21 protein-coding genes are annotated in these 25,844 nt (G+C 66.2%); 8 read left to right on the forward strand and 13 right to left on the reverse strand.

Features of this window, described 5'->3' with window-relative positions; translation table 11 throughout:
* Positions 1-22: 22 nt before the first annotated feature.
* The 5 genes from HMPREF3088_RS08775 to HMPREF3088_RS08795 are packed head-to-tail and all read right to left on the reverse strand — an operon-like array spanning position 23 to position 6,954.
* The gene (locus HMPREF3088_RS08775; RefSeq protein WP_070759490.1) at positions 23-829 is read right to left on the reverse strand and encodes an ABC transporter permease; all 807 of its coding nucleotides are present in this window, start codon (positions 827-829) and stop codon (positions 23-25) included.
* Positions 826-1,728 (reverse strand): molybdate ABC transporter substrate-binding protein, encoded by a 903-nt coding sequence (gene modA / locus HMPREF3088_RS08780; RefSeq protein WP_141759458.1) that lies wholly within the window; start codon positions 1,726-1,728, stop codon positions 826-828. The genes HMPREF3088_RS08775 and modA overlap by 4 nt, the downstream gene beginning before the upstream one ends.
* Before the next feature lie 46 nt (positions 1,729-1,774).
* On the reverse strand, positions 1,775-4,381 hold the full coding sequence (locus HMPREF3088_RS08785; protein ID WP_070759492.1) for a tetratricopeptide repeat protein: 2,607 nt from the start codon (positions 4,379-4,381) through the stop codon (positions 1,775-1,777).
* A gap of 3 nt (positions 4,382-4,384) precedes the next feature.
* Positions 4,385-5,533: a transporter substrate-binding domain-containing protein gene (locus tag HMPREF3088_RS08790; protein ID WP_070759494.1), complete on the reverse strand. Its 1,149-nt coding sequence runs from the start codon at positions 5,531-5,533 to the stop codon at positions 4,385-4,387.
* Complete coding sequence (locus tag HMPREF3088_RS08795; protein ID WP_246818138.1) at positions 5,533-6,954, reverse strand: hypothetical protein; 1,422 nt, start codon at positions 6,952-6,954, stop codon at positions 5,533-5,535. The genes HMPREF3088_RS08790 and HMPREF3088_RS08795 overlap by 1 nt, the downstream gene beginning before the upstream one ends.
* Positions 6,955-7,150: 196 nt before the next feature.
* Here HMPREF3088_RS08795 and HMPREF3088_RS08800 point away from each other — a divergent pair, with 196 nt between their 5' ends.
* The 3 genes from HMPREF3088_RS08800 to HMPREF3088_RS08810 all read left to right on the forward strand — a co-directional run bounded on the left by HMPREF3088_RS08800 (position 7,151) and on the right by HMPREF3088_RS08810 (position 10,279).
* Positions 7,151-8,161 carry an ABC transporter ATP-binding protein gene (locus tag HMPREF3088_RS08800; RefSeq protein ID WP_070759498.1) on the forward strand — a complete coding sequence of 337 codons (1,011 nt, stop codon included), beginning with the start codon at positions 7,151-7,153 and terminating at the stop codon, positions 8,159-8,161.
* A gap of 7 nt (positions 8,162-8,168) precedes the next feature.
* On the forward strand, positions 8,169-8,990 hold the full coding sequence (locus HMPREF3088_RS08805) for an ABC transporter permease (RefSeq protein ID WP_070759500.1): 822 nt from the start codon (positions 8,169-8,171) through the stop codon (positions 8,988-8,990).
* Positions 8,991-9,070: 80 nt separating this feature from the next.
* Positions 9,071-10,279 carry a multidrug effflux MFS transporter gene (locus HMPREF3088_RS08810; RefSeq protein ID WP_070759502.1) on the forward strand — a complete coding sequence of 403 codons (1,209 nt, stop codon included), beginning with the start codon at positions 9,071-9,073 and terminating at the stop codon, positions 10,277-10,279.
* Positions 10,280-10,396: 117 nt separating this feature from the next.
* Here the strand turns inward: HMPREF3088_RS08810 and HMPREF3088_RS08815 are convergent, their stop codons facing one another.
* From HMPREF3088_RS08815 to HMPREF3088_RS08835, 5 genes are all read right to left on the reverse strand, one after another.
* Complete coding sequence (locus tag HMPREF3088_RS08815; protein WP_070759504.1) at positions 10,397-10,942, reverse strand: MarR family winged helix-turn-helix transcriptional regulator; 546 nt, start codon at positions 10,940-10,942, stop codon at positions 10,397-10,399.
* A gap of 151 nt (positions 10,943-11,093) precedes the next feature.
* Positions 11,094-12,605, reverse strand: coding sequence for a cardiolipin synthase (gene cls / locus HMPREF3088_RS08820; RefSeq protein ID WP_070759506.1), 1,512 nt, complete (start codon positions 12,603-12,605; stop codon positions 11,094-11,096).
* Positions 12,606-12,626: 21 nt separating this feature from the next.
* Positions 12,627-13,403 (reverse strand): exodeoxyribonuclease III, encoded by a 777-nt coding sequence (locus tag HMPREF3088_RS08825; RefSeq protein WP_070759508.1) that lies wholly within the window; start codon positions 13,401-13,403, stop codon positions 12,627-12,629.
* A gap of 91 nt (positions 13,404-13,494) precedes the next feature.
* Positions 13,495-14,661: an N-acetylglutamate synthase, CG3035 family gene (locus HMPREF3088_RS08830; RefSeq protein ID WP_070759510.1), complete on the reverse strand. Its 1,167-nt coding sequence runs from the start codon at positions 14,659-14,661 to the stop codon at positions 13,495-13,497.
* A gap of 11 nt (positions 14,662-14,672) precedes the next feature.
* A complete protein-coding gene (locus HMPREF3088_RS08835) occupies positions 14,673-15,350 on the reverse strand; it encodes a peptide deformylase (protein ID WP_070759542.1) in 678 nt (225 codons plus the stop codon).
* Between the two features lie 57 nt (positions 15,351-15,407).
* On the opposite strand from HMPREF3088_RS08835, the gene HMPREF3088_RS08840 reads away from it, so the two are divergent.
* The 3 genes from HMPREF3088_RS08840 to HMPREF3088_RS08850 all read left to right on the forward strand — a co-directional run bounded on the left by HMPREF3088_RS08840 (position 15,408) and on the right by HMPREF3088_RS08850 (position 18,259).
* Positions 15,408-15,644 (forward strand): DUF3263 domain-containing protein, encoded by a 237-nt coding sequence (locus tag HMPREF3088_RS08840; RefSeq protein WP_041628622.1) that lies wholly within the window; start codon positions 15,408-15,410, stop codon positions 15,642-15,644.
* Positions 15,645-15,788: 144 nt separating this feature from the next.
* Positions 15,789-16,946 carry a LytR C-terminal domain-containing protein gene (locus tag HMPREF3088_RS08845; RefSeq protein WP_246818139.1) on the forward strand — a complete coding sequence of 386 codons (1,158 nt, stop codon included), beginning with the start codon at positions 15,789-15,791 and terminating at the stop codon, positions 16,944-16,946.
* Between the two features lie 128 nt (positions 16,947-17,074).
* The gene (locus tag HMPREF3088_RS08850) at positions 17,075-18,259 is read left to right on the forward strand and encodes a glutamate--cysteine ligase (protein ID WP_070759513.1); all 1,185 of its coding nucleotides are present in this window, start codon (positions 17,075-17,077) and stop codon (positions 18,257-18,259) included.
* Positions 18,260-18,580: 321 nt separating this feature from the next.
* On the opposite strand, the gene HMPREF3088_RS08855 is transcribed toward HMPREF3088_RS08850, so the two are convergent.
* The 3 genes from HMPREF3088_RS08855 to HMPREF3088_RS08865 form a co-directional block, all read right to left on the reverse strand.
* Positions 18,581-19,180, reverse strand: a complete 600-nt coding sequence (locus tag HMPREF3088_RS08855) for a 2-isopropylmalate synthase (protein ID WP_070759515.1) — start codon at positions 19,178-19,180, stop codon at positions 18,581-18,583.
* A gap of 366 nt (positions 19,181-19,546) precedes the next feature.
* Positions 19,547-21,475 (reverse strand): carboxylesterase family protein, encoded by a 1,929-nt coding sequence (locus HMPREF3088_RS08860; protein WP_070759517.1) that lies wholly within the window; start codon positions 21,473-21,475, stop codon positions 19,547-19,549.
* Between the two features lie 4 nt (positions 21,476-21,479).
* Positions 21,480-22,892, reverse strand: a complete 1,413-nt coding sequence (locus HMPREF3088_RS08865; protein ID WP_070759520.1) for a dipeptidase — start codon at positions 22,890-22,892, stop codon at positions 21,480-21,482.
* A gap of 219 nt (positions 22,893-23,111) precedes the next feature.
* Here HMPREF3088_RS08865 and groL point away from each other — a divergent pair, with 219 nt between their 5' ends.
* Both groL and HMPREF3088_RS08875 read left to right on the forward strand, forming a co-directional pair.
* Positions 23,112-24,755: a chaperonin GroEL gene (groL, locus tag HMPREF3088_RS08870; RefSeq protein WP_070759522.1), complete on the forward strand. Its 1,644-nt coding sequence runs from the start codon at positions 23,112-23,114 to the stop codon at positions 24,753-24,755.
* A gap of 460 nt (positions 24,756-25,215) precedes the next feature.
* On the forward strand, positions 25,216-25,446 hold the full coding sequence (locus tag HMPREF3088_RS08875) for a hypothetical protein (protein ID WP_070759524.1): 231 nt from the start codon (positions 25,216-25,218) through the stop codon (positions 25,444-25,446).
* The last annotated feature ends 398 nt before the right edge of the window (positions 25,447-25,844 follow it).

The raw sequence follows: 25,844 nt of genomic DNA on the forward strand, positions 1-25,844 counted from the left end.
TAACTTTCGGGGCAGACACGCCTTAGCTGCGGCGGCCCCGCTGCACCAGGCGAAGCCCAGCGATACCGCCTACGACCAGGACGTATATCGCCAGCAACACCAGGCAGGCGCCCAGCGCGCGGTCCATGTCGTTGGAGCTCAACCCCAGCTCGATGAGCAGCGGCAGGGTGCGGGTTCGGCCCGCGACGTTGCCGGCGAAGGTCAACGTCGCTCCGTACTCACCCAGCGAGCGGGCGAAGGCCAGGACCAAACCCACCGCGATCCCTGGCCACGCGATCGGCAGAATGACCAAGCGTAACGCCTCGGACCTGCTCGCCCCGTCGACGGCGGCGGCGTCTTGAACGGAATCCGGAACCGAACGCAGCGCGGTCACCGCGGTCGCGACGACGAAGGGCAGGGCGACGAAAACCTGCACCACGACGACCCCCAACGTCGTGTAGGCGACCGACCACCCCGCGCGCTCTAGCAGGGGTCCAAGCAGACCGGGACGTCCCCAGAAAAACACCAACGCCAGGCCGCTGACCACGGGGGAGAGCACCAGCGGGGCGTAGACCGCGAGCTGGATGAGCTGCGATAACCCCGGGCGGTGGCGCTGGAGGCGGGCGAGCCACAGCGCCAGGGGGACGCCGAAGACCCCGGAGAGCGCGGTGGCGACCGCGGCGGTGGATAGCGAAAGCCCAAGCGAGGTCAGCACCTCAGGGGCGGTGACGAGTTGCAGCGCCTTAGTCCACGGGATATTCAGCAGCAGCCCCAGCATCGGGCCCGCGATGAGCGCGAAGCCTGGGATTGCGAGCGCGAGCGTCCAGAGAGGGAAGGCGCGTGCGCTCACTTTTCGGTCTCTCCCATTTCGATCTCCCCAGGGCCGAAGCCGTGCTCGGCGAGGATACGCTGGGCGGTCGGGGTGGCGAGCCAGCGGACGAACTCGGCGGCGGGCGTGGTGGTGGCACGGTTATCGGCCCCTGCATCCGTGCTGGCAGCGGGGTACTTATTCGGCGCGACGTGTGCGAGCGGCAGGGTGGTGATCTTGGTGCCTTGGCGCTGGATGGCGGCGGCGTCGGAGGCGTAAATGAAGCCCGCGTCCACCTGGCCGGTGGCGATCTTGGTCGCGACGTCTGAGACGTTGGCCTCCTCGGAGGGGTTCTGCAGCTTAATCGGGCGGCCGGCCTTCTCGAGCGCCTCGTGGGCGAGCGTGCCGCACGGGACCTCCGGGGCGCAGATGGCGACGCGCGCTCCCTTTCCCAGGTCTTCCAGAGACGTGATCGGGGTTGTGGGGTTTTCTGCGACGGCCAGGACCAGCTGGTTGGTGGCGACGATGCGCGGTTCCTCACGGTCGGTGACGTTGCTGAACTCCGGCAGCTGGAGGGCCTTGTCCATGTTCTTCTCGTCAGCGGAGATGAACGCATCCGCGGGGGAGCCCTGCTCGATCTGGCGGACGAGGGCGGAGGAGCCTGCGAAGTTCCATTCGATCTGCTGGCCGTCGTGTTCGGCGGCGAAGGCCTGCTGCAGGTCATCGCCGGCAACGCTGAGGGAGGCGGCCGCGAAGACGCGCAGGGTCCCGTTCGAAGCGTCTTCCGACGAGCAAGCGGCGAGGGCGAGCATCCCCGCGAGTGCAGCGGCGAGCGCGGCCACGAAGCGCGACGTGCGGCGCGTGGTGCGACGTGGCGCGCGACGGGTGGCGCCGCGTGCGAGGCCGCGACCGGTGGCGCGGCGTGCCGAGCGGATCATCATGGGTCTGATCCTAGGCGAGCGCCTCGGTGGGAGCGCGCTAAGCGCATCAGAACCACGTGCGCGGGCGGATCATATTCGCCATATCCACCAGCCGGAAGCGGTGCAGATCGAATTGCGCCTGTCGCGCCAGCATCCGCAGCCCCTGCTCCAGTCCCCGCCGCAGCCCACGCTCCGTGAAGGGCACGTCGAAGAGCGGGCTTTCGCTGCTCACGTCGTTGCCCTTCTTCTTGTTCAGATAAATCCAGTTCAGCCCAGCCAGCATCACCGCCAGACGCACCTGCTGCATCCGGGGCTCGTTCGTCGGCATGATCTCCAACCGTCGCGCGGCACGCCGGATCCGGGACTCCGAGAGCCTACTCCGGTCGCTGATCAGCATGAGAATGCTGGTCAGCCGCGCCAGCCGGTGGTGCCGCGAAGCCACCGGCACCCGGTCCAGCACGCCGACCGCGGCATCCACCAGGCCTTCCGCGACGAGCTGCCGCGCAAGACCAAAGGCAGAGGACACGGTCGTGGGGTTCGTCGCCCACACAAGCCCGTACAACCGCATCGTCTGCATCCGCAGCGTCGCGGGTTCCTGCGACAAGTGCCGCGCCGGCGGCACCTTCACATCCTCGGTGACCGGCGTGCGGTAGGCGTAGGACAGCATCGCGCCGAGCTGGGCAGTCTCGTCGTCCAGCAGCTTGGTGGTATTGACCCCCTGCTGCTGCATGAGCAGCTCGTTCGTCGCCGCGAGCGCCAGCTTCGGCGCCGGCTCGCCGGGCAGCAGATGCAACACCTCGTTGAAGTGGTACTGCGCGGTGACGAAATCACTGCGCAGGAGTGCTGCGACACCGGAGAGCCACCGGAAGCGCCAGTCGCCACCCAGCCAATCCTGCACCTCGTCGAGCTTGTCCTGCGCCTCCTGGGCCTGCCCCATGTCCAGCCGCGCCCGCACCATCGTCAGCGGGATCTCCACGGAGCTGGACATCTGTGGTTGCTTGGCCGCGGACTCCAGCGTGTCCAGCACTTCCCCGGGCTCCGTGTACCGCGCGGCCGAGAGCAGCGACGCGCCGGGGTCGGCTGGGTCGGTCAACGGCAGCGGGAGTGCCGCGATGACCTCCGAGGCTGCGATCTGCACGGACCGCGGGATGCCGTCGATGAGCTGGTCGGTGCGGAAAAGCATGTGCTTCGTGCCATAGGTGGATCGCTGCGCGGTGAAGCGCGTGTCCAGGTGTGCGTGCTGCACCCGGTCTCGGATCGCCAGCACCTCGCGCAGCACGCCGACCATCTGGTTTGCGAGCGTGACCGCGGAGCTGAAGCGCTTATTCGGATCCGGGTCGGTGGCCCGCAGAATCAGCCGATAGAGGGACATGTACCGCTGGAACAGCGGTTCCTCCTCCGGCGTGGGCAGCTCGGGGTCGTAGGCGCCGTCGGTGATGGGCAGGTTCACGACCAGCGAGGCCAACGTCCGTCCCACGGTGTAAATATCGCTGGCCACGGTCGGCCCGGTGCTGGCGATCTCGGGTGCCTGGAAGCCTTTGGTGCCGAAGATGTGCCCGTACGCCCCGATTCCGCTGACCGCGCCGAGGTCGATGAGCTTGACCTGGTCTTCGGTGATGATGATGTTGTCGGGCTTGAGGTCGTTGTAGACCACCCCGCGGGAGTGCAGGTAGTCCAGGGCGGGCAGGACCTCCAGCATGTAGCCGATGGCGATGTCCACCGGCAGCGTGTTGTTGGGGGATTCGCGGCGCCGTTCGCGCAGGGAGGGCCCGCCCACGAACTCCATGACGATGAATCCGCCGGGGGAGCGGGGGTCGTCGATGAAGTTGAAAATCTTCACGATGCCGGGGTGGGTGATGTCCGCGAGGAAGGCGCGTTCGGAGTCGGCGACGGCCCGTTCGTGCTCGTTCTTGGTCGCCATCAGGCCTTTGAGGACGACGTAGCGGTTCGCGACGTTGTGGTCGGTCGCGATGTAGATCCATCCCAGGCCGCCGTGGGCGATGGGGCCCAGGATTTCGTATTGTCCTGCGATGAGGTCCCCGGCCTTCAAGGTGGGCGGGTCGATGCCCTTGGCGATCGCGTCGCTGGGGTCAATGATCGCTTCTTCGGGGACGGTGGGTGTGATGAACGGCAGGTGGACCATGCCGTCGGCGACGTTCTTGCCCTCGCGCGCCGCGCCACGCAGTTCGCGGAAGGTGGAGAGCGCCTCCCGGCGGGAGCGTTCCCCGGAGTCGACTTTGACGGGGTCGGTGGTCGCCCCGCTGGTGCTGCCGCCGACTTCGGTGGCGGAGGTGGGGACGTCGGCCTGGCTGCGCCCTTGGGCGGTGCTGCCGGGTTCGATGAGGTCGGAGAGGTCGCCGAGGTCCGCGAGGTCGAATTCTTCTTCGTCATCGTCGTCGGCGAAGGGGTCGAAGACGACGGCCTCGGTGCCGTTCTCGCCGTCGTCCTCGTCCTTCCTCGCGGCGCCGGGTTCGGTCGCCGGGCCGGTGGGCATGTCCGGTTCGGGGTGCTCCGCGGTGCCACCGGTGACGACGTCTGGCCCGGTCGCTGCGTCCGGCCCAGTTGCTGCCTCCGGTTCGGTGCGGTCCACTGCCTCAGTTGGTGGTCCAGCATCCGGTTCTGGGGTGCGGCCCTGCTCCTGGATGTTCTGCTCCGCTGCGTCCTTTTCGCTCATCTTCTACTCGCCTCCCTTCGCTTCCTCGATGCCGGGAATCTGCTCCCTGTTGTATTCTTCGCGTTCCTTGGTCAGCGCGGCGGATTCCGCTGGCGTGCGGTAGTGGGCGGGCAACTCCCTCGCTGGCCCCAGGTACTCCTCGAGCCAGTTTTTATACATCCGGTCCAGCTCGCCGGTATCCCGCAGCCGCTCGAGCGTGCGGTTGACTTGCCGGGTGAGTCCCTCGCTCTGCCAGCTCACGTGCTCGTCGTCCTCGTCGAGGGACTCCGCGCCGGGCCCCACGACCCTGCCGGGTGGGGCCATGGCCACGCCGTAGTAGCCCTCGCCTAGGGATGCTCCGATGAGGTGGGTGTCCGGGTCCTGGGCGGCGAGCCCGGAGAGGATCGCGTCGTCGGAGTAGATGGCGTCCACGTTCCCCTGCTGCATGGCCATGAGGCAGTCGGTCCACGTGCGGGTCTGCAGGATGCGCTTGGGGTGAAGGAGGTGTGCCACCACACCGGGAGGGAAGTCCTGGGAGGCGCAGACGGTCTTGTTTTTGAGGTCGGCGATGGATTCGATGCCGGAGCCCTTGAGCGTCAGCAGGCGTTCCTCGATGTGGAGGTAGGGGATGGAAAACTCCAGTGACTTCTGGCGTTCCCGCGTGGTGGTCATGGTGCGCAGCACGAGGTCCACGTCGCCGGTGCGGAGGGCGTCCTCGCGGTGGCGGGATTCCACGTAGCGGAACTCCACCTTGTTGGGGTCGCCGAAGATATCGCGGGCAATCTCGCGGGCGAGGTCGACTTCGAAGCCGATGAGGTCGGAGCTCTCCGGGTCCCGGTATCCGAGCCGGTAGAGGGACTGGGCAACACCCACGATGAGGCGGCCGCGTTTGGAGATATTCGGTACATTCTCCTTCACGCTGGCTGCGGTGGGGGCCAGGGAGCCGAGGGGTTCCGCGGGTTCGGTGTGGACGGGCTCGAGGTCTGCGGTGTCGTAGATACGCGCCTGGGCGGGCAGGTCGGCGTCGGGCTCGCGGGCCACGATCGGCCAGGACGGGCTGGTCGGCGTGGTGGCACAGCCGGTGAGCAGGGTCGCGGCGCCGAGGAGCGCAGCGGTGCCCCGGAGCAGGTGGGAGCGACCTGCGCGGGTGGTGCGGTGGTTGGCGTCGATCATCACAGGTACTCCCTCACCCTCGGCCTGGTACCGACCAGCGTGGCGATTGCGGCGACGGCGGTCATGATGGCGACGATCGTCGCGGTGCGTTGCGCTGCCGACTGTCCTGCGGTGAGCACGTCGCGCAGCTGCTCGCGGGACTCGCTGATCAGCTCCTGGAGCTCTTCGTCGAAGAGTGTGTAGCTGGTGCGTAGGTCGAGTCGGACGTCCTTGGGGGAGCGGTTGGAGTTCGCGACGACGGCGTGCTGGTCGTCGTCGGAGGGGGAGCCCAGGGCGGCGGCGGAGGCAGCCTTGAAGTTGCCGTGCTGCAGTTCGTAGACCATGTCGGCGTGGGCGGCGTCCCATTTCTGGAGGTGCTCGCGGGCCAGGACGATGCGGTGTGGGGAGACCACGGAGTCGCGGATGGATTCGAGCTCGTTGTCGATCCGGGCGATCGTCGCGGAGAACTTCTCTTGGTTGTCGTCGCCGTAGCTGCGCTGCACCAGCCCCAGGGCTTCGCCGGTGCGGGCCTGCTGGGCGGCGATGCGCTGCTGGGTGAGCGTTTCGAGCGGCCCCATGGAGGACTGGATCCAGTTGGTGCCGGCTTTCCAGGTCCAGCCCGCGCTGATGGACGCCACGAGTAGGGCGATGACCATGAGCATCGTGGCGGTCAGGTAGCCGATGTTGAATACGCGGTTGGTGTTGGCCGAGAGCCACAGCTGCGCGATGGTCAGCAGGACGACGGCGGCGATGAGTCCGGAAAGCGGGAACCACATCGGCGAGATCACGTTGCGCTGCTGCTCGCTGACCTGCTTGGAGGTGATGGTGTAGAGCTCCTCGGCGGCGGGCAGCATCGTCTGCTGCATCAGGTGGGAGGCCTGCGTCAGGTAGGACGCTCCGACGGGGTTGCGGAAGCGGTCGTTCGCGCTTGCTTCGGAGACGAGCTCGACGTAGCGGGGCAGGTTCGTCTGCAGCTGGAGGACGAGCTCCATCTCGCGGGAGCCGACATTGTCGATGCCGGCGGAGGCCTTGATGATCTCTTGGCTGGCGTTGGCGATGTGTCGGTCGTAGCTCTGCGACTGGGCGGAGTTTTGCTCTTTGGTTTCGAGGAACTCCGTGGTGGCGGCGGAGTCCGCGACGGAGAGGGAATTGAAGAGTTCCTGGGCCGCGTTGGAGAGCGGTTCGGTGCGGCTCACCAGGGTGTTGAGGTCGTCTTGCCGCCAGGTGGAGCTCAGCGCCATCGCGCCACCGGCGGCGAGGATCGCGGCGACGAGTAGGAAGGAGATGATCGTCAGGATCCCGGGCGTGGTGGAGATGAAGTTGAGGAAGCGCTTGGGCAGCGCCATGGCTGGGGCAATGAGGCCGCGGACCGTGCGACTGCCCGCAGGCGAGTCGTCACGATCCATCCACCGATCGGCATCGGCATAGAGCGGCGCAGACATGGCCTGATTATAACGCAGGGCACAATTCACTATTGCCACTCCCGTCACAAACGGTGCGCGGGGTTCTGCGGGCTAGTCAAGCCGCACTGTGTGGGGACTCTGCAGGGGGGGACTGTGGGGGATGGAGGGGGTATGCAGCGGAAAGGCAGGCCGCTGATCTGTCGGGATGTCTGCTTGCTATGGCACACTGGTGCCCATGATCAAAGTGAACTCGCTGTCCAAGGCATACGGTGGCACCACCGTTGTCGACAACTTGGATTTTGAGGTCAAACCCGGGATTGTCACCGGGTTCCTCGGTCCCAACGGCGCCGGAAAGTCGACGACGATGCGAATGATCGTCGGGCTGGACACGCCGACCAGCGGGTCCGCCCTGATCGACGGTAAGCGTTACGCGGACTTCGACCGCCCCCTGACCAAGGTAGGCACCCTCCTGGATGCGAAGTGGGTTCACCCCAACCGCTCCGCCGTCAACCACTTGCGCTGGATCGCCGCGGCGAATGGTTTTTCCCGCAAGCGGGTGGACGAGGTGCTGGACATCGTTGGCCTGTCCAACGTCGCCGGTCGCAAGGCAGGCAAGTTCTCCCTCGGTATGGGGCAGCGCCTGGGGCTCGCCGCCGCACTCCTGGGCGACCCGGAGGTCCTGATCCTGGACGAGCCGGTCAACGGCCTCGACCCGGAGGGCATTCGTTGGGTGCGTGACTTTGTCCGCCAGCTCGCTCGCGAGGGACGCACGGTGCTGATCAGTTCCCACCTGCTCTCCGAGATGGCGCAGACCGCCGACCACCTGGTCGTGATCGGTAAGGGCAAGCTGGTAGCGGATCAGTCCGTCCACGACTTCATCAAGAGCTCCTCCCAGACCACCACGATCGTGCGTTCCGAGCACCTGGCCGAGATGGAAAACGCGCTGCGTGAGGAGGCCGTGAACTTCGAGAAGAGTAAGGACGCCGAGGGGCGCGACATTCTCGTCGTCCCGGATCACGACACCGACTGGGTGGGCGGCCTGGCCTACACCTACGGGCTGCGCCTGAACGAGCTGAGCCAGAAGTCCGCCTCCCTGGAGGAGGCTTTCATGCAGCAGACCGGGCATTCCGTCGAGTACCAGGCCAAGGCCGGGCTGGGCGCCCCGGGGATTCCGGCCACCCCATCCACCGCCGAGCTGGGTGTTCCGGTCGACGGTGCAGACAACCGCATCGAGAAGGGGGAGTAAAGAACCCATGAACCTGATTAAGTCTGAATGGCTCAAGCTCTCCACGACCAAGGCGGTGTGGTGGACCTCCGGGCTGATCCTCTTCTTTTCTATTGCCTTCGCTGCGCTGAACGGTGTCGGCGCAGGCCTGATCTACCAAACGGCGACCGAGGGCGATGGCCCGGCTGATATCGCCGGGGTCGTCGACGCGAAGAACGCCCTGGACGCAACGGGTGCGCTGGGCGGCATGCTCGTCTTCGGCATGATGATCATCATCATCCAGGCTGTGCTCAACGTGACCAACGAGTACGCCAATGGCACCGCGAAAAACACGCTGCTCGCCACGCCGAAGCGCCTCCCGGTGCCTTTTGCGAAGGTCCTGGTCTATGGCGTGCTCGCCATGGTGTTGACCTTCGTCAGCGCGGTGCTGTCCGTGTGGACCAGCAAGTTCGCCGCCTCCCGCATCATCACCGATAATGACACGATCCTGGAGTCCGCCGGCTTCGGGGCAGACGACCTGTGGACCGCGATCGGTCGCCTGGTGCTGTACGCACTGCTCTCCGTCGTGATTTCCACGGGCGTGGGGTACCTGCTCCGCTCGACCGCGGCCAGCATCGCGGCCCTGCTGCTGTGGAAGCTTGTTGTCGAGGGTGCCGTCGTGCCACTGGTCCCGAAGATTCGCGACTGGCTGCCGCCGTACATGCCCTTCAACAACATCGACATGGCGACGATGATGATGGACACCCAGGACGCCCCGTGGGGCCAGGTCGGGTCCATCCTCTACTTCGCGGCCTTCTGTGTGATCTTCTTCCTCGCCGGCCTGGTCGCCCTGAAGAAGCGCGACGCTTAAAGTCCCCGCTAGTTCTTGGTACGCCTAGCGCCGCGGTGCCCGTGAGCACCGCGGCGCTCGGTTGGAGTAAAAAATAAAAAATGGATTCGAAGAAGCAGCAGCTCGGTGTGCTGACGTTGGCGGGCTTCGCGCTGCTCTCCGCGGGCGGGCCGCTGGGGACGGACATGTACCTGCCCGCCCTGCCGCTGATCGGTCGGAACCTGGGGGCGAGCCCCGCCGTGGTGCAGCTCTCCATTACCGCCTACATGGTGGGTATGGCTCTGGGGCAGCTGCTGATTGGGCCGCTCTCGGACGGCCGGGGCCGCCGTGGCCTGTTGTGCTTCGGGATGGTGCTAGGGCTGATTGCCTCCGTCGTGTGCGCGACCGCCCCCACGGCGGCGGTGTTGATTGCCGCTCGCTTTTTCCAGGGCGTTGCCGGAGGCACGGGCGTGGTGCTTACTCGAGCGATGATCGCCGATAAGCTGCGCGGCTCGGCCGCCGCCCGGGCGCTGTCGGTGATGATGCTCATCATCGGGGTGGCTCCGATCCTTGCGCCGCTGCTGGGCGGGGTCATCAACGAGGCCGCGGGCTGGCGGGCGATCTTCTTCACACTGGCGCTGATCGCCCTGGCCCAGATCCTCGTGGCCTGGCGCCAGCCGGAAACGTTGCCGGTGGAGCGGCGCCATGGTGGTGGGCCGGTGCGGATGTACCGGAACATGCTGGGGCTATTCCGCCGCCCGGCGTTCGTGGGCTATGCGATGGCTTTCGCCTTCGGCTTCGGTACGATGTTCGCCTTCATCGCCGGTTCCTCCTTCGTCTACCAGGAGGTCTTCGGGCTGAGCTCAGTGGGCTTCTCCGCGATGTTTGCTCTCAACGCGGTCGCGCTCCTGAGCGCGAACTCTTTGAATATCCGCCTGGTGAGCCGCATCGGCGCGCGGCGCCTGCAGCGCGTGGCGGTGTGCTTGATCGCCGTCGGGGCGGTGGCGGTGCTGTTGTGCGCTCTCGTTCTTCCCCGGGACGTCGACGCCGCGATGTACGCTCTGGCGGCTGCGGTTTTCGTGGCCACCTTCGGGGTGGGGCTGAACATGTCTAACTCCACCGCGCTGGCCCAGGGCTTGGCGGCGGATCGCGCGGGCGCTGGCTCGGCGGTCCTGGGTGCGGGGCAGTTCGTGGTGGCCGGGGTGATGAGCCCGCTGGTGGGCCTGGGCTCCGACCGGCTGCTGGCCCTGGGGCTGTGCATGGTGGCCTCGGTGGCGGTGGCCATCGCGGGTACGCTGCTGGCAGCGAAGTTCGCCCCGCACGCGGAGTAGCGGCACAGCTTTAGCGTCGCGGCCGTCATTACTCGCCGGTTGCCACTCCTGTGGCCCCGAGTTGCCTGCCGGTTGCCCCTGGGAGTGGCCCCTCCCGTAGCCCCGGGGCGGCCCCGGCTAGATCACGCGTTCGCGTTCGCGCTGGAGGTTATCGATGATCGCCTCCGCGGCGTCCGAGAGTCCACGCAGGGCGGGGACACCGTCGCGCAGCTTGCGGACATCGGAGCGCTCCATCCGGGAGGTGGCCTGGGCGATGAACATCGCCCACTCGTCGGTGATGGTGTTCATGATGTCCACCCCCTTGTCGGTGAGGTAGAGGTCCTGGGCACGGCGGTCGTAGTCATTGGCCTGCCGGTCCACGAGGCCGTCGTTAATGAGGCGGCGGACGGTGGCGGAGACGTTGGAGGCGCGGAGGAAGCGCAGCCGGGCGATCTCGGAGACACCGCAACCCGGGTGCTGGGAGATGAACTGCAGCACCTCGATCTCGGACTGGGAGATCTTCATGTCCGCGCTGGGGCGACTCATCAGGCGGCGCGTGGCGGAGAGGAAGTCGAAGACACTGGACGCGATTTCGGCGACGTCGACGTCCGGGAGGACTTCCTTCGCCTTGTGCCCGCTGACGTTGGGCTTGGGGCGCTGGGGGGAGGTCGCTGTGCTGCTCATTACTGTTCCTCGCTCTTTGTCCTTGGATAGCTACGTGCGTCAGGGGCAATTCGGTGGGCCGAAACATTTCTTTATGTAGCTAGCCAGTGTAGGCGCGGGCGAGGCTTTTCCGTGGCATTTTGCGGGAGAAAAGTAATTGCCCTGGGCTGGGCTACTGCAGCGCGCTGGTCAGCCGGAAGACATTATCGAGGTACTGCTTGTACCACGGGCGGTTCTTCCACTCCTTCGGGTCGAGGCGGAGGGAGGCTTCGCGGTAGGCGTCGATGATCTCCTGGAGGCTGTCCATGACCGCGCCCTCGAAGGTCATGAGGGTGATCTCGTAGTTCAGCCCGAAGGAGCGCATGTCCATGTTGGAGCTGCCCATGACGGCCACCTCGCCGTCGGCGATGGCGCACTTGGTGTGCAGCACGGCGGGAGCGGGGTACTGGTAGATCTCCACGCCGGATTCCATGAGTTCCTCGTAGTAGGAGGCCTGCGCGTGCCCGACCATCATCTGGTCGGATTCCTCGGAGACGTACAGCGATACCTTCACCCCGCGGTAGGCTGCGGTGGTGACGGCCTCCAGGAGGGACTCGTCGGGGATGAAGTAGGGGCTGACGATCTGCAGTCTCTCCTTGGCGTGGTGCGCCATGGAGACGAACAGTCGCAGGTTCGGCTCGGTGGTGAAGCCAGGCCCGGAGGGGACGAGCTGCATGAGCTCGGCGCCGGTGTCCTTCTTGGCGGTGGCGAGCTGCTCCGCGTGGACGGAGGGGTCGATGAGGTCCAGCGTTTCCCCGGATTCGGAGTACCAGTCGACGGCGAACACAGAGTTGATGATCGACACGATCGGCCCGGTGAACTCGCCCATGATGTCCACCCACTGCCGGCCCAGCTTGAGGTTGCCGGAGTTGAGGTAGCTGGCGTCGATCATGTTCTGGGAGCCCATGAAGGCGCGCTCCCCGTCGATGATGACGAGCTTGCGGTGATTGCGCAGGTCGGGCCGGCGGAACTTCCAGCGCCAGGGTTTCAGCGGCAGCATGGCGTACCACTCGATGCCCAGCCGGTCGAGCTTGCGACCGAGCAGGTGGGATTCCGGGTACTTCATGGAGCCCACGTGGTCGTACATGAGGCGCACTTCCACGCCCCGGTCGGCGGCCCGTGCCAGTGCCTGGAAGAAGGGGTCGGTGGTTTCGTCCCAGGCCATGATGTAGATCTCGACGTTGACGTAGCGCTGGGCCTCGTCAATGGCGTTAGCGATCTCGCGGATGGATTCCGCGTAGTCGGAGTACAGCTTCCGCAGGGTTCCGCCCACCGCGGGCATCGCGGTCAGTTCGCGGTTGAGCTGCACCATGGAGAGCTGCTCTTCGGTGACGTCCAGGCCTTCGGGGACGTCCGGCTCTCCGCTGGACATGTCGCGGATCAGCGTGTTGGCCTGCACCTGGATCTTGTGGCGGCGCCGGTTGACCACCGGCGAGCCGATCATGAGGAACAGCAGGATGCCGATGAAGGGGATGAGGAAGATCGCCAGCAGCCATGCCATGGCCGAGGAGGGGCGGCGCTTCTGCGGCACCCACCCCAGGGCCACGAACTTCAGGACGTAGTCCAGCCCGACGATGAGGAAGTGGTACCACTCCAGTTGGTCCACTACTCCCACCGCCATGTCGACGGGCTCTAGCCACCACATCTGCTTGTTCCTCTTGGCTGTTTAGACGGCGTAGTCGATGATGACGGGGGCGTGGTCGGAGGCGCCCTTGCCCTTGCGCTCGTCGCGGTCCACGCGCCCGGCCTCGGGCTTGAGCCCGCGGGCGTACTGCAGGTCGATGCGGATGCCCTCGTTCTTCTGGAAGCGCATGGCCTGGTAGTCCCAGTAGGTGTACTGGTCGGCGATGAGCTCCGTGGCCTGGGTCAGGCCGGCGTCCTCCAGCGCGGTGAGCCGCTTGCGCTCATTCGGAGTGACGTGGGTTTTGCCCTCGAACCAGCTGCGGTCCCACACGTCTTCGTCGCGGGGCGCGATGTTGAAGTCGCCGGTCAGCACCAACTTCTCCTCGGTGCTGTCCTCCCCGGTGGTTTTCGCGTGAGCTGCCAACGCGTCCAGCCAGGCCAGCTTGTAGCTGTAGTGCGGGTCGCGGATTTCCCGGCCGTTGGGCACGTACAGGCTCCACACCCGAACGCCGTTGCAGACCGCGCCGATGGCGCGGGCTTCCTGCTCTTGCGGCGCGTTGAGGTCCTTATCGAAGCCGGGCTGGCCGAAGTCGGTCTGCACATCCTCCAGGCCCACCCGGGAGAGGATGGCAACCCCGTTGAAGGAGTGCAGGCCGTGGTGTGCCTGCTCGTAGCCGGTGTCGCTGAAGTCCGGGAACTGCTTATCCGTGCACTTGGTTTCCTGCAGGCAGAGCACGTCCACGTCGGAGCGTTCCAGGAAGGCTCGGACCCGGTCTTCGCGGGTGCGGACGGAGTTGATGTTCCACGTGGCGATACGCATAGATGACAGCCTACTGAAGCCTGCGGACACGCCCTGCACGGCGGGGCAGTCTGTTCGCTCTGCGGCGACTGCCTGCCCAGCGCGCCCGGTTTTAGTCCAGCTGCAGGCTGCGGTGCCGGTGGTGCTCGGAGAAACCCAGGTCGTGGTACAGCCCCCGCCCGGCGGTGTTGGTCTCGATGACCTCCAGGTAGGCCTCCGTGGCGCCGTGCTGCGCGCCCCAGTGCAGCAGCACGTGCCCCAGGTGGGTGGCCAACCCGTGGCGTCGGTACTCCGGCAGAACCTCCACCGCGGAATAACCCAGGAAGGAGCGCCCGGCCTCGGTGGTGGTGATCGTCGCGCGGGTGATCGCGGCGAGGGTCCCACCGATGCGGACCTGCGCGAAGCCCAGTGTCCCGTCGATGCGCGTGCGCAGCAGCTCCAGGGCGTGTTCGGGCAGTGGTTGGCCGCGGAAGTGGTAGCGGGAGAGCCACTCCTCGGTGGGCTGGTCCAGCACCTCGATCTCCAGGGTCTGGCCCGCGAAGTTGGGGTGCACCAGGCCCGCGTCGCCGGTGAGCGCTGGGGGCTCGCCGAGGTCTTCCAGCTCCCGGGTCATCACGAGGATCTCCGGCCCGCGCGTGCCCTCCAGGTTCTCCGCGGTCCGCCCGATCCGGTCCGGCACCATGAGCGCTGCGGGCAGCTCGTGTTGGGCATAGAAGGCCTTGATACCTTCCACCGGCACGGGCTGCAGCGCCGCATTGGGACCCAGCGGCACGGCGGTGTTGGAGCGTTCGGTGATCCCGTCGCCCGCGCGGCACAGCCAGCCCTCCACCCAGGAGTTCTCGATGCCGGGGAAGGCCTGGGCGATGGCCTCTTCGACCGCGCGGATGTCGCTGTTGCGCACCGGCTTGGTGCTCAAGGTTTTCAGGACGACGACGCTGCCCGCCGCGATCTCTACCGGTTCCTGTGCGGTTGTGCCGGGCTCCCGCTTCCTCGGCGCGGGGCGCACGACCAGCGGATCCACGCTGAGCAGCGTGCCGATCACGTCGCTGACCTCCGGTCGGCCGGACTCCGCGAGCCGGCCGGTCACCCGGCGCACCACGACCCGCACCCCCGGGCGCACGGAGACGGGATCAGTGCGGCGGGAGAGCGGGAAGCCCAGGCCGGGGACGCGCCGGGCGCCAGCGGCCGCGGCGACGAGGTCGGTATCCATCTCGTGGGGCGCGGTGGCCTTGCCTGCGGTAGTACCCGTCCCTGGTTGCTGTGCGGAGTGATCCTTCATAGGGCGGTGAGTTAGTCCTGTGCTTCGGCCGAACCGACGTCGTCGTGCCCGAAGGGATCCTTATCGACCCCCGGCAGCCAGGTCCGGTTGCCCTCGACGTTCCAACCCTCGGCCTTGAAGGTCTTCTTCGCGGCGCGCTTGTTCCGGCCGATGAGGGTGTCGGTGTAGAGGAAGCCATCTAGGTGGCCGACCTCGTGCTGCAGGCAGCGGGCGAAGAAGCCGTAGCCCTCGACGGTCACCGGCTCACCGTTCTCGTCGATGCCGGTCACGCGTGCCCAGTCGGCCCGCCCGGTGGGGAAGGAGTAGCCGGGGACGGAGAGGCAGCCCTCCTCGTCCTCGTACTCATCGGGCATGGTTTCCGGGATCTCGCTGGTTTCCAGCACCGGGTTGATGACGGTGCCGCGGCGCATCGGGCCACCCTGGGCAGCGATTTCTTCCTCGGTGCGCTGCTCGCCGTTGGGGCCGTCGATGTCCGGGCAGTGGTAGACGAAGAGCCGCTTGGCGACCCCCACCTGGTTGCCTGCCAGGCCAACGCCGTGGGCGCGGTCCATGGTTTCGTGCATGTCCGCGATGAACTTCTTGAATTCCTCGGTGGGCACACCGTTGGCGTCGAGGTCTGGTTCCCCGACCTTGTTGGTGGGGTTGTGCAGGACGGGATCGCCAGCGATGACGATGGGCAGAACAGTCATGGCGACCATTTTAGGGTGCGTGGCGTTCAAGGGCCGAAGTGCACTAGCTTTATGAGCATGCCAGCCTCCGTGAATCCCGAAAACTCTGCTCTGAGTGAGCGGGAGCGCGCCATGCTGGAGTTCGAGCGGCAATGGTGGCGGCACCCGGGGGCGAAGGGGGAGGCGATCCAGGATCGTTTCGGGGTGAAGCCGGTGCGCTATTTCCAGCAGTTGAATCGGCTGATTGAGAAGCCGGAGGCCCTGGACTTCGATCCGGTGCTGGTGCGCACCCTGCTGCGCCGCCGGGAGGAGTGAGTGCTGGGGTGGCGCGGCCCGTGGCTGCGGTGGCGGGCCTGACGTACCGGCTCGGTGAAGCGGGGGAGTGAGTGCCCCGGAATAGCGTGGGATTCTCGGCGCGTCGCTGCCGTGGCGGGTGTGACTGTAGTTAAGATTTGTGTCGTGACTGATTCGAATCGACCACGCCATTCCCTCGACGAGAACTTCGACGACGACCGCCCCCTCAACCTGGAGCCGCAGCACGGCGCCCATGAGGACCCGGTCGACGCCGAGTTCGAGGACGCGGAATACTCCGACTACGACGCCGACGGCTACGACGACGGCTACGACGGTAGCTACGACGATGGCTACGGCGAGCATGAGGACTATGCCGCTGGCTACGCGGGCTACCACGACGGTGACTACGCCGAGCATGGCGACTACGCCGAGTACGACGACGAGTACGCAGAGTACGAGGATGAGTACGGCGACGGCGAGTACGAGGACTACGAGGACTACGACGACGAGTCCGCCGCCGCGGCCCAGCGCCACCACGAGGCAGGCCGCCGCCGCATCGGCGGAGCCGCGGTCGCTGGCGCAGCTGGTGCAACGGCCGGAGGCGCTGGTGAGGCCGGCGCCAGTGCCGCCGCCGGCGAGCCCGGTGGCCAGGTAGGTGCGGAAGCCCGCTCCGGCCAGGGTCTGCCGCTGCGTGGCCTGGCCATGGTTCTCATCGCTGTCGCCATCGCCCTGATCGCCTGGGGCGCGGTCAGCTTCGTCAACGGCGGTGACTCCGAGGACGGCAACGTCCAGGCCGGCCAGGAGGGCGAGGACACCAGCAACCTGAGCCCTGCCGAGCAGGCGCGCCTGGCCAAGGAGAAGGAAAACGCCGAGCGCCAGGCTGCCCGCGACAAGGCCGCCGACGACGCAAAGGCTGAGGCCGAAAAGAAGGCGGAGGCCGAGAAGAAGGATAACGAGAACACCGTGAACCAGGGGGCGCTGAGCGACAAGGACCGCGAGGCCACCCACGTCACCGTCCTGAATAACTCCCCGATCGAAGGCCTGGCCGGACGCACCGCCGACGGCCTGCGCGGCGAGAAGTGGGATGCGAAGTCGATCGGTAACCTGCCGGATTCCGCATACGTCTTCCGCGAGTCCGTCGTGCTGTACCCGGCCGGCGACGCGAAGGCGAAGGCCGCCGCCGAGCAGATCGCCAAGGAGCACGGCCTCGAGACCCGCGAGCGCAACCGTGAGATCGACGATTCCCTCCGCGACGTCCAGCTGCTGGACGGCCCGGCACCGGGCGCGGTGATTGTTGTCACGGTGAATGACATGCCTCGCTAGGCGATCTGCAAGGATAGGGGGATAGAACGCGCCGGGGTTCCGCGCCCCGGCTTCAAGTGATAGCCGCGCCAAGCAGCACCGCCGAATATGGCCGCCGTGCTGTGCCGAGCGAAGGGATGATTGGGCCGATGGACTTTCCCGGATCTGAACCCACCGTTGGACTCGAGTGGGAGGTCGCCCTCATCGACCCGGAGACCCTGGACCTGGTGCCCCGGGCTGGTGAGCTGCTCGCCGTCATGGATGAGGTCTACCCGGGCCACCGCGTGACCCGCGAGTTCATGGCCAACACCGTGGAGATGGTCACCACCGTTCACGAGGATATCCCCTCCGCCGTGGAGGACCTGCGCGAGCAGCTGCTGCAGCTTCTGGACTGCGCCGATCGCATCGGCGTGCTGTTGTTCTCCGCGGGCACCCACCCGTTCACTAACTGGGGTGACCAGGAGATGAGCGACAAGGAAAGCTATCGGGAGATCATCGAGCGCACCCAGTACTGGGGGCGGCAGATGATCATCTGGGGCATCCACGTGCACGTGGGCGTGGGCTCGAAGGAGAAGGTCTGGCCGATCATCAACGCGGTGATGACTCACTACCCGCACGTGCTGGCGATGTCGGCTTCCTCCCCGGCATGGGAGGGGCTGGACACCGGCTATGCCTCGAACCGCACCCTGCTGTATCAGCAGCTGCCGACCGCGGGCATTCCTTATCAATTCGCCTCCTGGGATGAGTGGGAGGAGTTCAACCGCGATCAGGATCGTTCCGGCGTGATTAACCACACCGGTTCTATGCATTTCGACGTCCGCCCGTCCAAGTACGGCACCATCGAGGTTCGCTTTGCGGATTCCACGATGGCGATCTGGGAGGTCGCGGCTATCAGCGCGTACCTGCACTGCCTGGTCGTGTACTTCGAGCGGATGTACGACGCGGGCGAGGCGCTGCCGAGCCTGCAGCAGTGGCACGTGGCGGAGAATAAGTGGCGCGCCGCGCGCTATGGGCTGGATGCGTTGATCATCACTGACCGGGAGACCACGGAGCGGATGGTCACCGACGAGCTGCGCCGGTGGGTGGCGGAGCTCTCCCCGCTGGCCGAGGAGCTGGGCTGCAAGGCTGAGCTGCTGGACGTGCTGCGCCTGATCGAGACGGGTGGGGATTATGCCCGCCAGCGTGCGGCGGCCCGCGCCGCCGGTGCCGCGCTGGAGCCGGGGGTGCGTACCCGGGGGGATGTGGGTGCCGAGGAGGGCTTCACCCAGCCACGGGCGTGGCGCGCGGCGGTGGAGCTGACGGCCCGCACGCTGCGGGAGACCGCCCGCGACTAGTTCGCAGCTGCCGATAGCTGCCGCCGGGGCGCCGGGGGCTTGCTCCGCCCTGGATGCTCGCTCATGCCACGCCCCCGGCTCCGCGCCCCGGACCCGGCTCCGCGCCCGGCATCGCACAACCCCGCTCCCCGGACGCTCCCTCTGCCCCACGTGCCCATTCTCCACGCGCCCACACGCCCTCACCCCGCATTCGGCACGCACAGCACAGCGCCCGCGGCTGCCACTGAGTAGTGGCAACCACGGGCGCTGAAAGCACTGGTGAGGCGCTGGAGTTTGGAGTTTTTTGCGGCCGTCGCGTGGCCTTGTTGGTTTCGCTGCTTTCTAGCGGCGGTGCAGCAGCGCTGCGGCGGAGCACAGCGCGTTGGCGATCGAGGTATCGCGATCCGAGCCGAAGCCCACGGCCCAGGTTCGCTTCCCGTTGTGGGTGGCGAAGATGAAGGTCGCGGTGGCTTCGAAGATCTCGTACTGGTGGAACTTCAGGATCTCCACGGCCAGGTCGTGATCAGCCAGGATCTCGGACATCGCGGAGGATGCGCCCATCGCGGTGATGGACACCCGGGTGCCCTGCTGGTCGGCGCGCAGGCCGCGGATGCTGATCTCGTACTGGCGCTTGCCCGCGGACTTCCGCTGGGAGCGCAGCTGCTCCACCTGGATGTCGTTGGGGGAGTAGGAGCGCCGGAAGGTCTTCCAGTCCATGCCGCGGGCCTCGCCGCGCATCGCCTTGGGCAGTCGCTGTCCGAAGCGGGAGCGGAATGGGTCCTCGGCGAAGGTGCGGGTGCGCTGGCGGCGCTTCTGGATGCGCGTCTGGGTTTGCGCGTTGAAGGTGATGGAGTTGGAGCGCAGCGCCGGGGTGGTGGTGTAGCTCTTGTGCTCTCGGCGGCTGGTCTCCGGCTTCGCGAAGCGAATCATTGTGGTGCTCATGGTCACTCTTCCTCGTTGTGGTCGGTCCTGGTGGCGCTTGGCGGTTGTGCTTGTGCGCCGGTTGTTCGGTTCATGGACCGACTCTTAAGCGTGTGCGCTTGTTACCCCGGTGGTGGAGGGGTCAGTCCGCGCCTCCACCCGGGTTGGGTACTCGCTTAAGAAGAATTGTGATCATGGGCATGAATATATCCCTTTCTTTTTACCCCCGCGAGTTGTTCAACAGTTTTTAGGCCCAAATGGGGGTGCAGTAGGTGGGATAGATTGTCCCATAATCTGAGACGCGGCCCGGGGTGTGTTCCCACGGACCGCGTTCCTGTTCCCCGCCCGTCCTTATATTTAGGACGTCACCAGCCTCACGCCTGACGCTCAGCCCTGCGGGATATGCAGTTTCTCCCAGGCCTTCCATCGCGGGGAGGGCTCCAGGAGCTGGTTTTCCTCGCCGCTATCGAAGCGTTTGCCGTCGAAGACCTGGATGTGGCGGGCTGGGTCAGCCCCCTCCGCGGAGTTCGACACAGTGCTGCTCTGTGCAGCGGCGCCTGCGGTACCCGGCGCAGTGGCGCCTTCTGCATCCGCATCACCCCGGTAGCGCTCGAAGCCCGGGTCGAGGTCATGGAGGAACGCCCGCCAGCGGCGCAGCATCGCCTCGCTGGTGCGGTTCATCTGCTTCGCCCCGCCGAGCGCGAGGGCGAGCTTGCCGCGGCTGGTATCCACCCGGCGGAACAGCAGCGGCAGGTCGAGGGCGTGGGTCGCGCCCATGCCGCTGAGCTCCAGGGAAGGGGTGGTCATGTCCAGCCGGTAGAACCACACCTTGCCCGTGGGGTGCTGTTCGGCCAGCAGATAGGCCGGGGCCACGAAGATCGCGTGCCCGGTGAACTCGCCCACCGCGGAGCGGCGCTGAATGCCCTTGTAGTGCTGGAGCAGTTCCTCGACATCCGTGCTCACGTGTTCGGCGAGCGCGACGGTGCGCGACCACTGATGCTTGGTGCGCAGCGGCTCCCAGCGCATGAGCCGGTACTCGTCGCGGTTATAGCCCACCAGCAGCGGCAGATCGCGCTGCGCGCCCTTGGCCAGCGGGTGTTTGGGCAGCAGGTCGCCGTCCACGATGGGGGCGAAGGGCCCGGAGACCCCCGGTGCGTAGCGGAGGTTGTGGGCAACGAGGGCCTCGGTGATCTCGCCCAGCTCGGTGGCGGTGGCGTCGAAGAGGTCATCGACGCTGAGGCCGCCGGTCGCGGTGGCGGGTTCGGCGCCAGTGCCGGCGTCCTTGTCCTTGTCTGTGTCCTTGCCCTTAGCCTCAGCCTTAGCTTTTTCATTATCGACGAGCCCGCGGATCCGGGCGAGCTCTGCCACTGCCTGCTCGCGCCAGTACGTGGCGTTCTCCGAGGTGTGCACCATGGCTCCCGCGGGGGACTGGGCGATCGCGCCGGCGATCACGCCCTCCAGGGCAGGGCTGGTCATCAGCGCGGTGACCATCGCCCCGCCCGAGGACTCGCCGAAGATCGTGATGCGCTCCGGGTCGCCACCGAAGGCGCGCGCGTTGGCCTGGATCCACTTCAGGGCCTCGATGATGTCGGAGAGCCCGGCGTTGGTGTCGATGCGCTCGTCGTCGAAGCCTTCACCGAAGAAAAGCTGGCCGAACATGCCGAGCCGGTAGTTCACGCCCACGTAGATGGAGTCGGTGGCCTGCGCGAAGTGCTCGCCGGAGCGCTGCGGATCGGCCGCAGAGCCGTGGACGTTGCTGCCACCATGGAGGTGAACCGCGATGGGTCGGCGCGCCGTGGCGTCGATCGCGTGCTCCTTATTAATAAGGGCTGGTGCGTTGTCCGCGCCTGTGGCAGGTTCCGCGTCCGTAGCAGTGTCCACGTCCGTGGCGCTGTCCGCGTTCGTCGTGTTGTTGCCCCGTGCCGTACCGCGCGGCACGACGACGCTCAGCCACAGGCAGTCCTCGGAACCGATCCAACCGGTGGCCTTGTTGCGGAATTGGTAGCAGTACTCGCCGTCCGCGCGGGCCTCGAAGGTTCCCTCCCAGGGTTCGATGGGCTCGGCGCGGCGGAAGCGGCGGGACCCGATGGGTGGCTGGGCGTAGGGGATGCCGCGGAATGCGGCAGTACCGGTTTCCGCGTGCCCCTTCACCGCGCCGGTGGTGGTCTGGACGGTCCAGAAGTCACCGGGCGCGGGGGAGCGCTGTGTCGCGCCCGCCTGTCCGGTACTTTCCTTCTTTTCAGCGCCGCCCATCTTTCCTGCACCACCCGCGTTCGCGGGCGCCTTCTTCGCCCCGCCTGCTACCGATTCCGCCATTGCGCTAGTTCACCTCAGCTGCCGTGCGGGCGAGGAAGAGCAGCTGTGCGGCACCCACGGAGTGGATCTCGGTCGGGTCCACGGACTCGTCGGCGGAGTGGATGCGGGCCTGCGGCTCGGCCAGGCCGTAGAGCGCCAGCTCCGCGCCCGGGTGGGCGGAGAGCAGCTTATTGGTCAGCGGGATGGAACCGCCGGAGGCGACCTCCGCGATGTCCATGTGCTCCTTGCCGGAAGCCGCGGCGTAGGAGTCACCCAGTGCGCCAGCCAGGCGCTGCAGGGCCGGGCCGGTCAGGTCCGCGCTGAAGGGCTCGGCCAGGGACTCACGCTCGATGCTCATCTTCGCGTTCGGGGCGTGCTTCTCCAGGTGGGCGACCAGCAAGTCTTGGCACTCCTTCGGCTCCATTCCCGGCGGCACGCGCAGGCTCACCACGGCCGCGGACTCGGCCGGCACGGCGTTGACCGCGTCCTTGACCGGCAGGGCGTCGATGGCGGTGACGGTGATCGCCGGGCGGGCGACGGTGAGGTCATTGGGCTTCAGGCCCTGGTCCGCGCCGTAGACGTCCACGCCGTCCAGCACGCCGGCGTCGCGGCGGAAGGTGGCCTCGTCCGGGCCCACGCCCTCCCAGGTGGTGCTCGGCGCCAGGCCCTCGACGGCGACCAGGCCCTTCTCGTCGTGCAGGGTGCTGAGCAGCTTGATCAGCTCCACGGTCGCGTCCGGGGCGGCACCGCCGAACTGGCCGGAGTGCAGCGGCTGCTCCAGGGTCTGCAGGCGGACGGTGACCGCCGCGGAGCCGCGCAGGGCGGTGCAGAGGCTCGGCACGCCCACGGAGTCGTTGCCGGAGTCCGCGATGAGGAACACGTCTGCGGCGAAGAGCTCCGGGCGCTCGGCCAGCAGGTTCTCCAAGCCGTAGCCGCCACGCTCCTCGGATCCCTCCACGACAACCCGGATGCCGACCTTGTTCAGCACCGGGTACTGCTCGGCGAGCTCGTTGAGGGCGCGAAGGGTGCCCAGGTGCATGCTCACGGAGCCCTTGCAGTCCGCGGTGCCGCGGCCGTACCAGCGGCCGTCGCGCTCGGTCAGGGTCCATGGGTCGGAGCTCCAGGCATCCATGTTGCCGGCGGGCTGGACGTCGAAGTGGCTGTACAGCAGGACGGTGGGGTAGCCGTCCTCCGGTTCCCGCAGGCCGATGACGGACTTCGATCCGTCGGAGGTGGGGTAGGCCTCGACGGGGACGCCGACCTCCCGGAACTGGCGGACGACCCAGTCGGCGGCGCCGTCGTTGTGCTCGTCGAGCTCGGGGACGGAGTGGATGGACTGGAAAGCGATGAGTTCGGTCAGCGCGTCCTTAATAAAAGGCAGTTGTGCCTCGAGGGCTGCGCGGGCCTCGTTCGGGGTAGGGATTGCGTTATTTGTCATGGGATCTAGGGTAACGCTTTTCCCAAAGTTGCGAACCTTGCACTCAAGGGGTGTGAGTGCTAAAAACGGTGTTAGCACTTGCACTGGTTGAGTGCCAGATAAAAGAACGATCGAGTTCAGTGAGGACGGGTGGAGCGGCACTTACCTGTCCGTGCCGTCGCGGGCGCTGGATTCGACCCGCATGTGTCGCACCAACTCTAACGGAGGATCTGAAGCCTAATGGCGAAGATGATTGCATTCGACGAAGAGGCCCGCCGCGGCCTTGAGACCGGCCTGAACACCCTGGCTGATGCCGTCAAGGTCACCCTGGGTCCGAAGGGCCGCAACGTTGTCCTCGAGCGCAAGTGGGGCGCACCGACGATCACCAACGACGGTGTGACCATCGCTCGCGAGATCGAGCTGGAGGATCCGTACGAGAAGATCGGTGCCGAGCTGGTCAAGGAGGTCGCGAAGAAGACCGACGACGTCGCCGGTGACGGCACGACCACCGCTACCGTTCTGGCTCAGTCTCTGGTCCGTGAGGGCCTGCGCAACGTGGCTGCCGGCTCCAACCCGATGGGCATCAAGCGCGGCATCCAGGCTGGCGTCGCGAAGGTGACCGAGCACCTGTTGGCTAACGCCAAGGAGATCGAGACCCAGGAGCAGATCGCCTCCACCGCTGGCATCTCCGCTGCGGATGAGGAGATCGGCAAGCTGATCGCCGAGGCTATGTACAAGGTCGGCGATGGTGAGCTGAACAAGGACGGCGTGATCACCGTCGAAGAGTCCAACGCTTTCGGCGTGAACCTCTCCGTCACCGAGGGCATGCGCTTCGATAAGGGTTACATCTCCGGCTACTTCGCTACCGACATCGAGCGCGGCGAGGCTGTCCTGGAGGACCCGTACATCCTGCTGGTGAGCTCCAAGATCTCCAACGTCAAGGATCTGCTGCCACTGCTGGAGAAGGTCATGCAGTCCGGCAAGCCGCTGCTGATTGTGGCCGAGGATATCGAGGGCGAGGCGCTGTCCACCCTCGTTGTGAACAAGATCCGCGGCACCTTCAAGTCCGTTGCTGTTAAGGCTCCAGGCTTCGGCGACCGCCGTAAGGCTCAGCTGCAGGACATCGCGATCCTGACCGGCGGCCAGGTTATCGCCGAGGAGGTCGGCCTGAACCTGGAGACCGCTGACCTGCCGCTGCTGGGTACCGCCCGGAAGGTCGTTGTCACCAAGGACGACACCACCATCGTCGATGGCGCTGGCTCCAAGGAGCAGCTGGAGGGTCGCATCAAGCAGATCCGCCAGGAGATCGAGAACGCTGACTCCGACTACGACCGCGAGAAGCTGCAGGAACGCCTGGCGAAGCTCTCCGGCGGCGTGGCCGTCCTGCAGGTCGGTGCCGCCACCGAGGTGGAGCTGAAGGAGCGCAAGCACCGCATCGAGGATGCCGTGCGTAACGCGAAGGCGGCTGCCGAGGAGGGTATCGTCCCGGGCGGCGGCGCTGCACTGGTGCAGGCCGCGCACGTCCTGGAGGACAACCTGGGCCTGGAGGGCGACGAGGCAACCGGCGTGCAGATCGTGCGCGCTGCCCTGGCCGGCCCGCTGAAGCAGATCGCCCGCAACGCTGGCCTGGAGCCGGGCGTTGTCGAGGATAAGGTCAACAACCTGCCTGCCGGCGAGGGTCTGAACGCTGCCACCGGCGAGTACGTGGACCTGCTGGCTGCTGGCATCTCCGACCCGGTGAAGGTCACCCGATCTGCACTGCAGAACGCTGCCTCCATCGCTGGTCTGTTCCTGACCACCGAGGCTGTGGTTGCGGATAAGCCGGAGCTGGACGCTCCAGCTATGCCGGACGCAGACGCCATGGGCGGCATGGGCGGCTTCTAAAACCCGTTACTGAGCCCCGCTGTTTAAGCCCTAGGGCTCGCGTTCTGGGCTCCTCGCGCCCCGCTGGGGTGTGGGGAGCCTTTCTGTGCTTTAAGGGGACTCCCCGTGGATGCTTCGCTGGGGAGGGACGGCCTGCCAGACATCGTCATTCAGGCAATTCTCAGGAGTGTCAAAAAGTAAGCTCAATCTCCTATTGGGAACGTTTTTCAAGTGCGCGAACTAGGGATAGCCTGTGTGGATTTTTTGGGGTTAATTGCGTGTTAACCAGCGGTGATGCTTAATTACCGCAAGCGGTGAATGCTTATATATGTGATTCTTTTCACATGTTGGCAGGAAAATGTTATCCTCTCTTGACATAAGTGTTTCCTGTGCCATAATCAGTAGCCGTAACGCGCTCAGCGTTGAAACACTGTAGGTCCCGTGAAAGTGGCGGGGCTGTCATATTTTTCGAGGAGTTCATATGAACGTCGACATGATCACCACCTTCCTGAACGACTTCTCCACCTTCTGGAAGAACATCTGGGAGTTCCTGAAGCCGATCTTCAACATCGTCCAGGGTAAGGACAACTTCGGCCCGGTCGGCAAGGAGAACGACCTGAACAACCTGAACGAGCTGGCTAAGGCTTTCGGTAAGGACCCAGAGGTTGGCAAGGGCTACACCCCGGTTGAGCCAACGGGTTCCTCCAAGTAATTCACTGGAAACCGCGCCGGTTTCCGCTTGCCGCTAGTGCTCTGGCGGCGCACCCTGCCCCGCCCGGCGGGTCCCTCTAAAAACAGTTTCCCCACTCGCCTGCGGGCGAGCGGACCTACACTCTAGGAGTTTCCATAATGGAGAACGCAACCTTCTTCTTCGAGTCCATGGCCAACGTCGCTAAGTGGATCGACGCTCTGTCCAGCCTGATCGGCCTGCTGCCGAACTTCCTCCAGGCACTGGGCTTCTAATTTAAGCCTCGCCTAGAGCGACCAAACCCCGCCACCATCACGGTGGCGGGGTTTTGCTTTGCCTAGAACTTCCCCGCAGCCTTCGTGGGGGTTAAGTAGCAAAAAGTGTGTCCGCTCGGCGTGTCGCCGGGTGGGCCCTTTTTATCT

The sequence above is a fragment of the Corynebacterium sp. HMSC22B11 genome (assembly GCF_001815965.1).
GTDB lineage: Bacteria > Actinomycetota > Actinomycetes > Mycobacteriales > Mycobacteriaceae > Corynebacterium.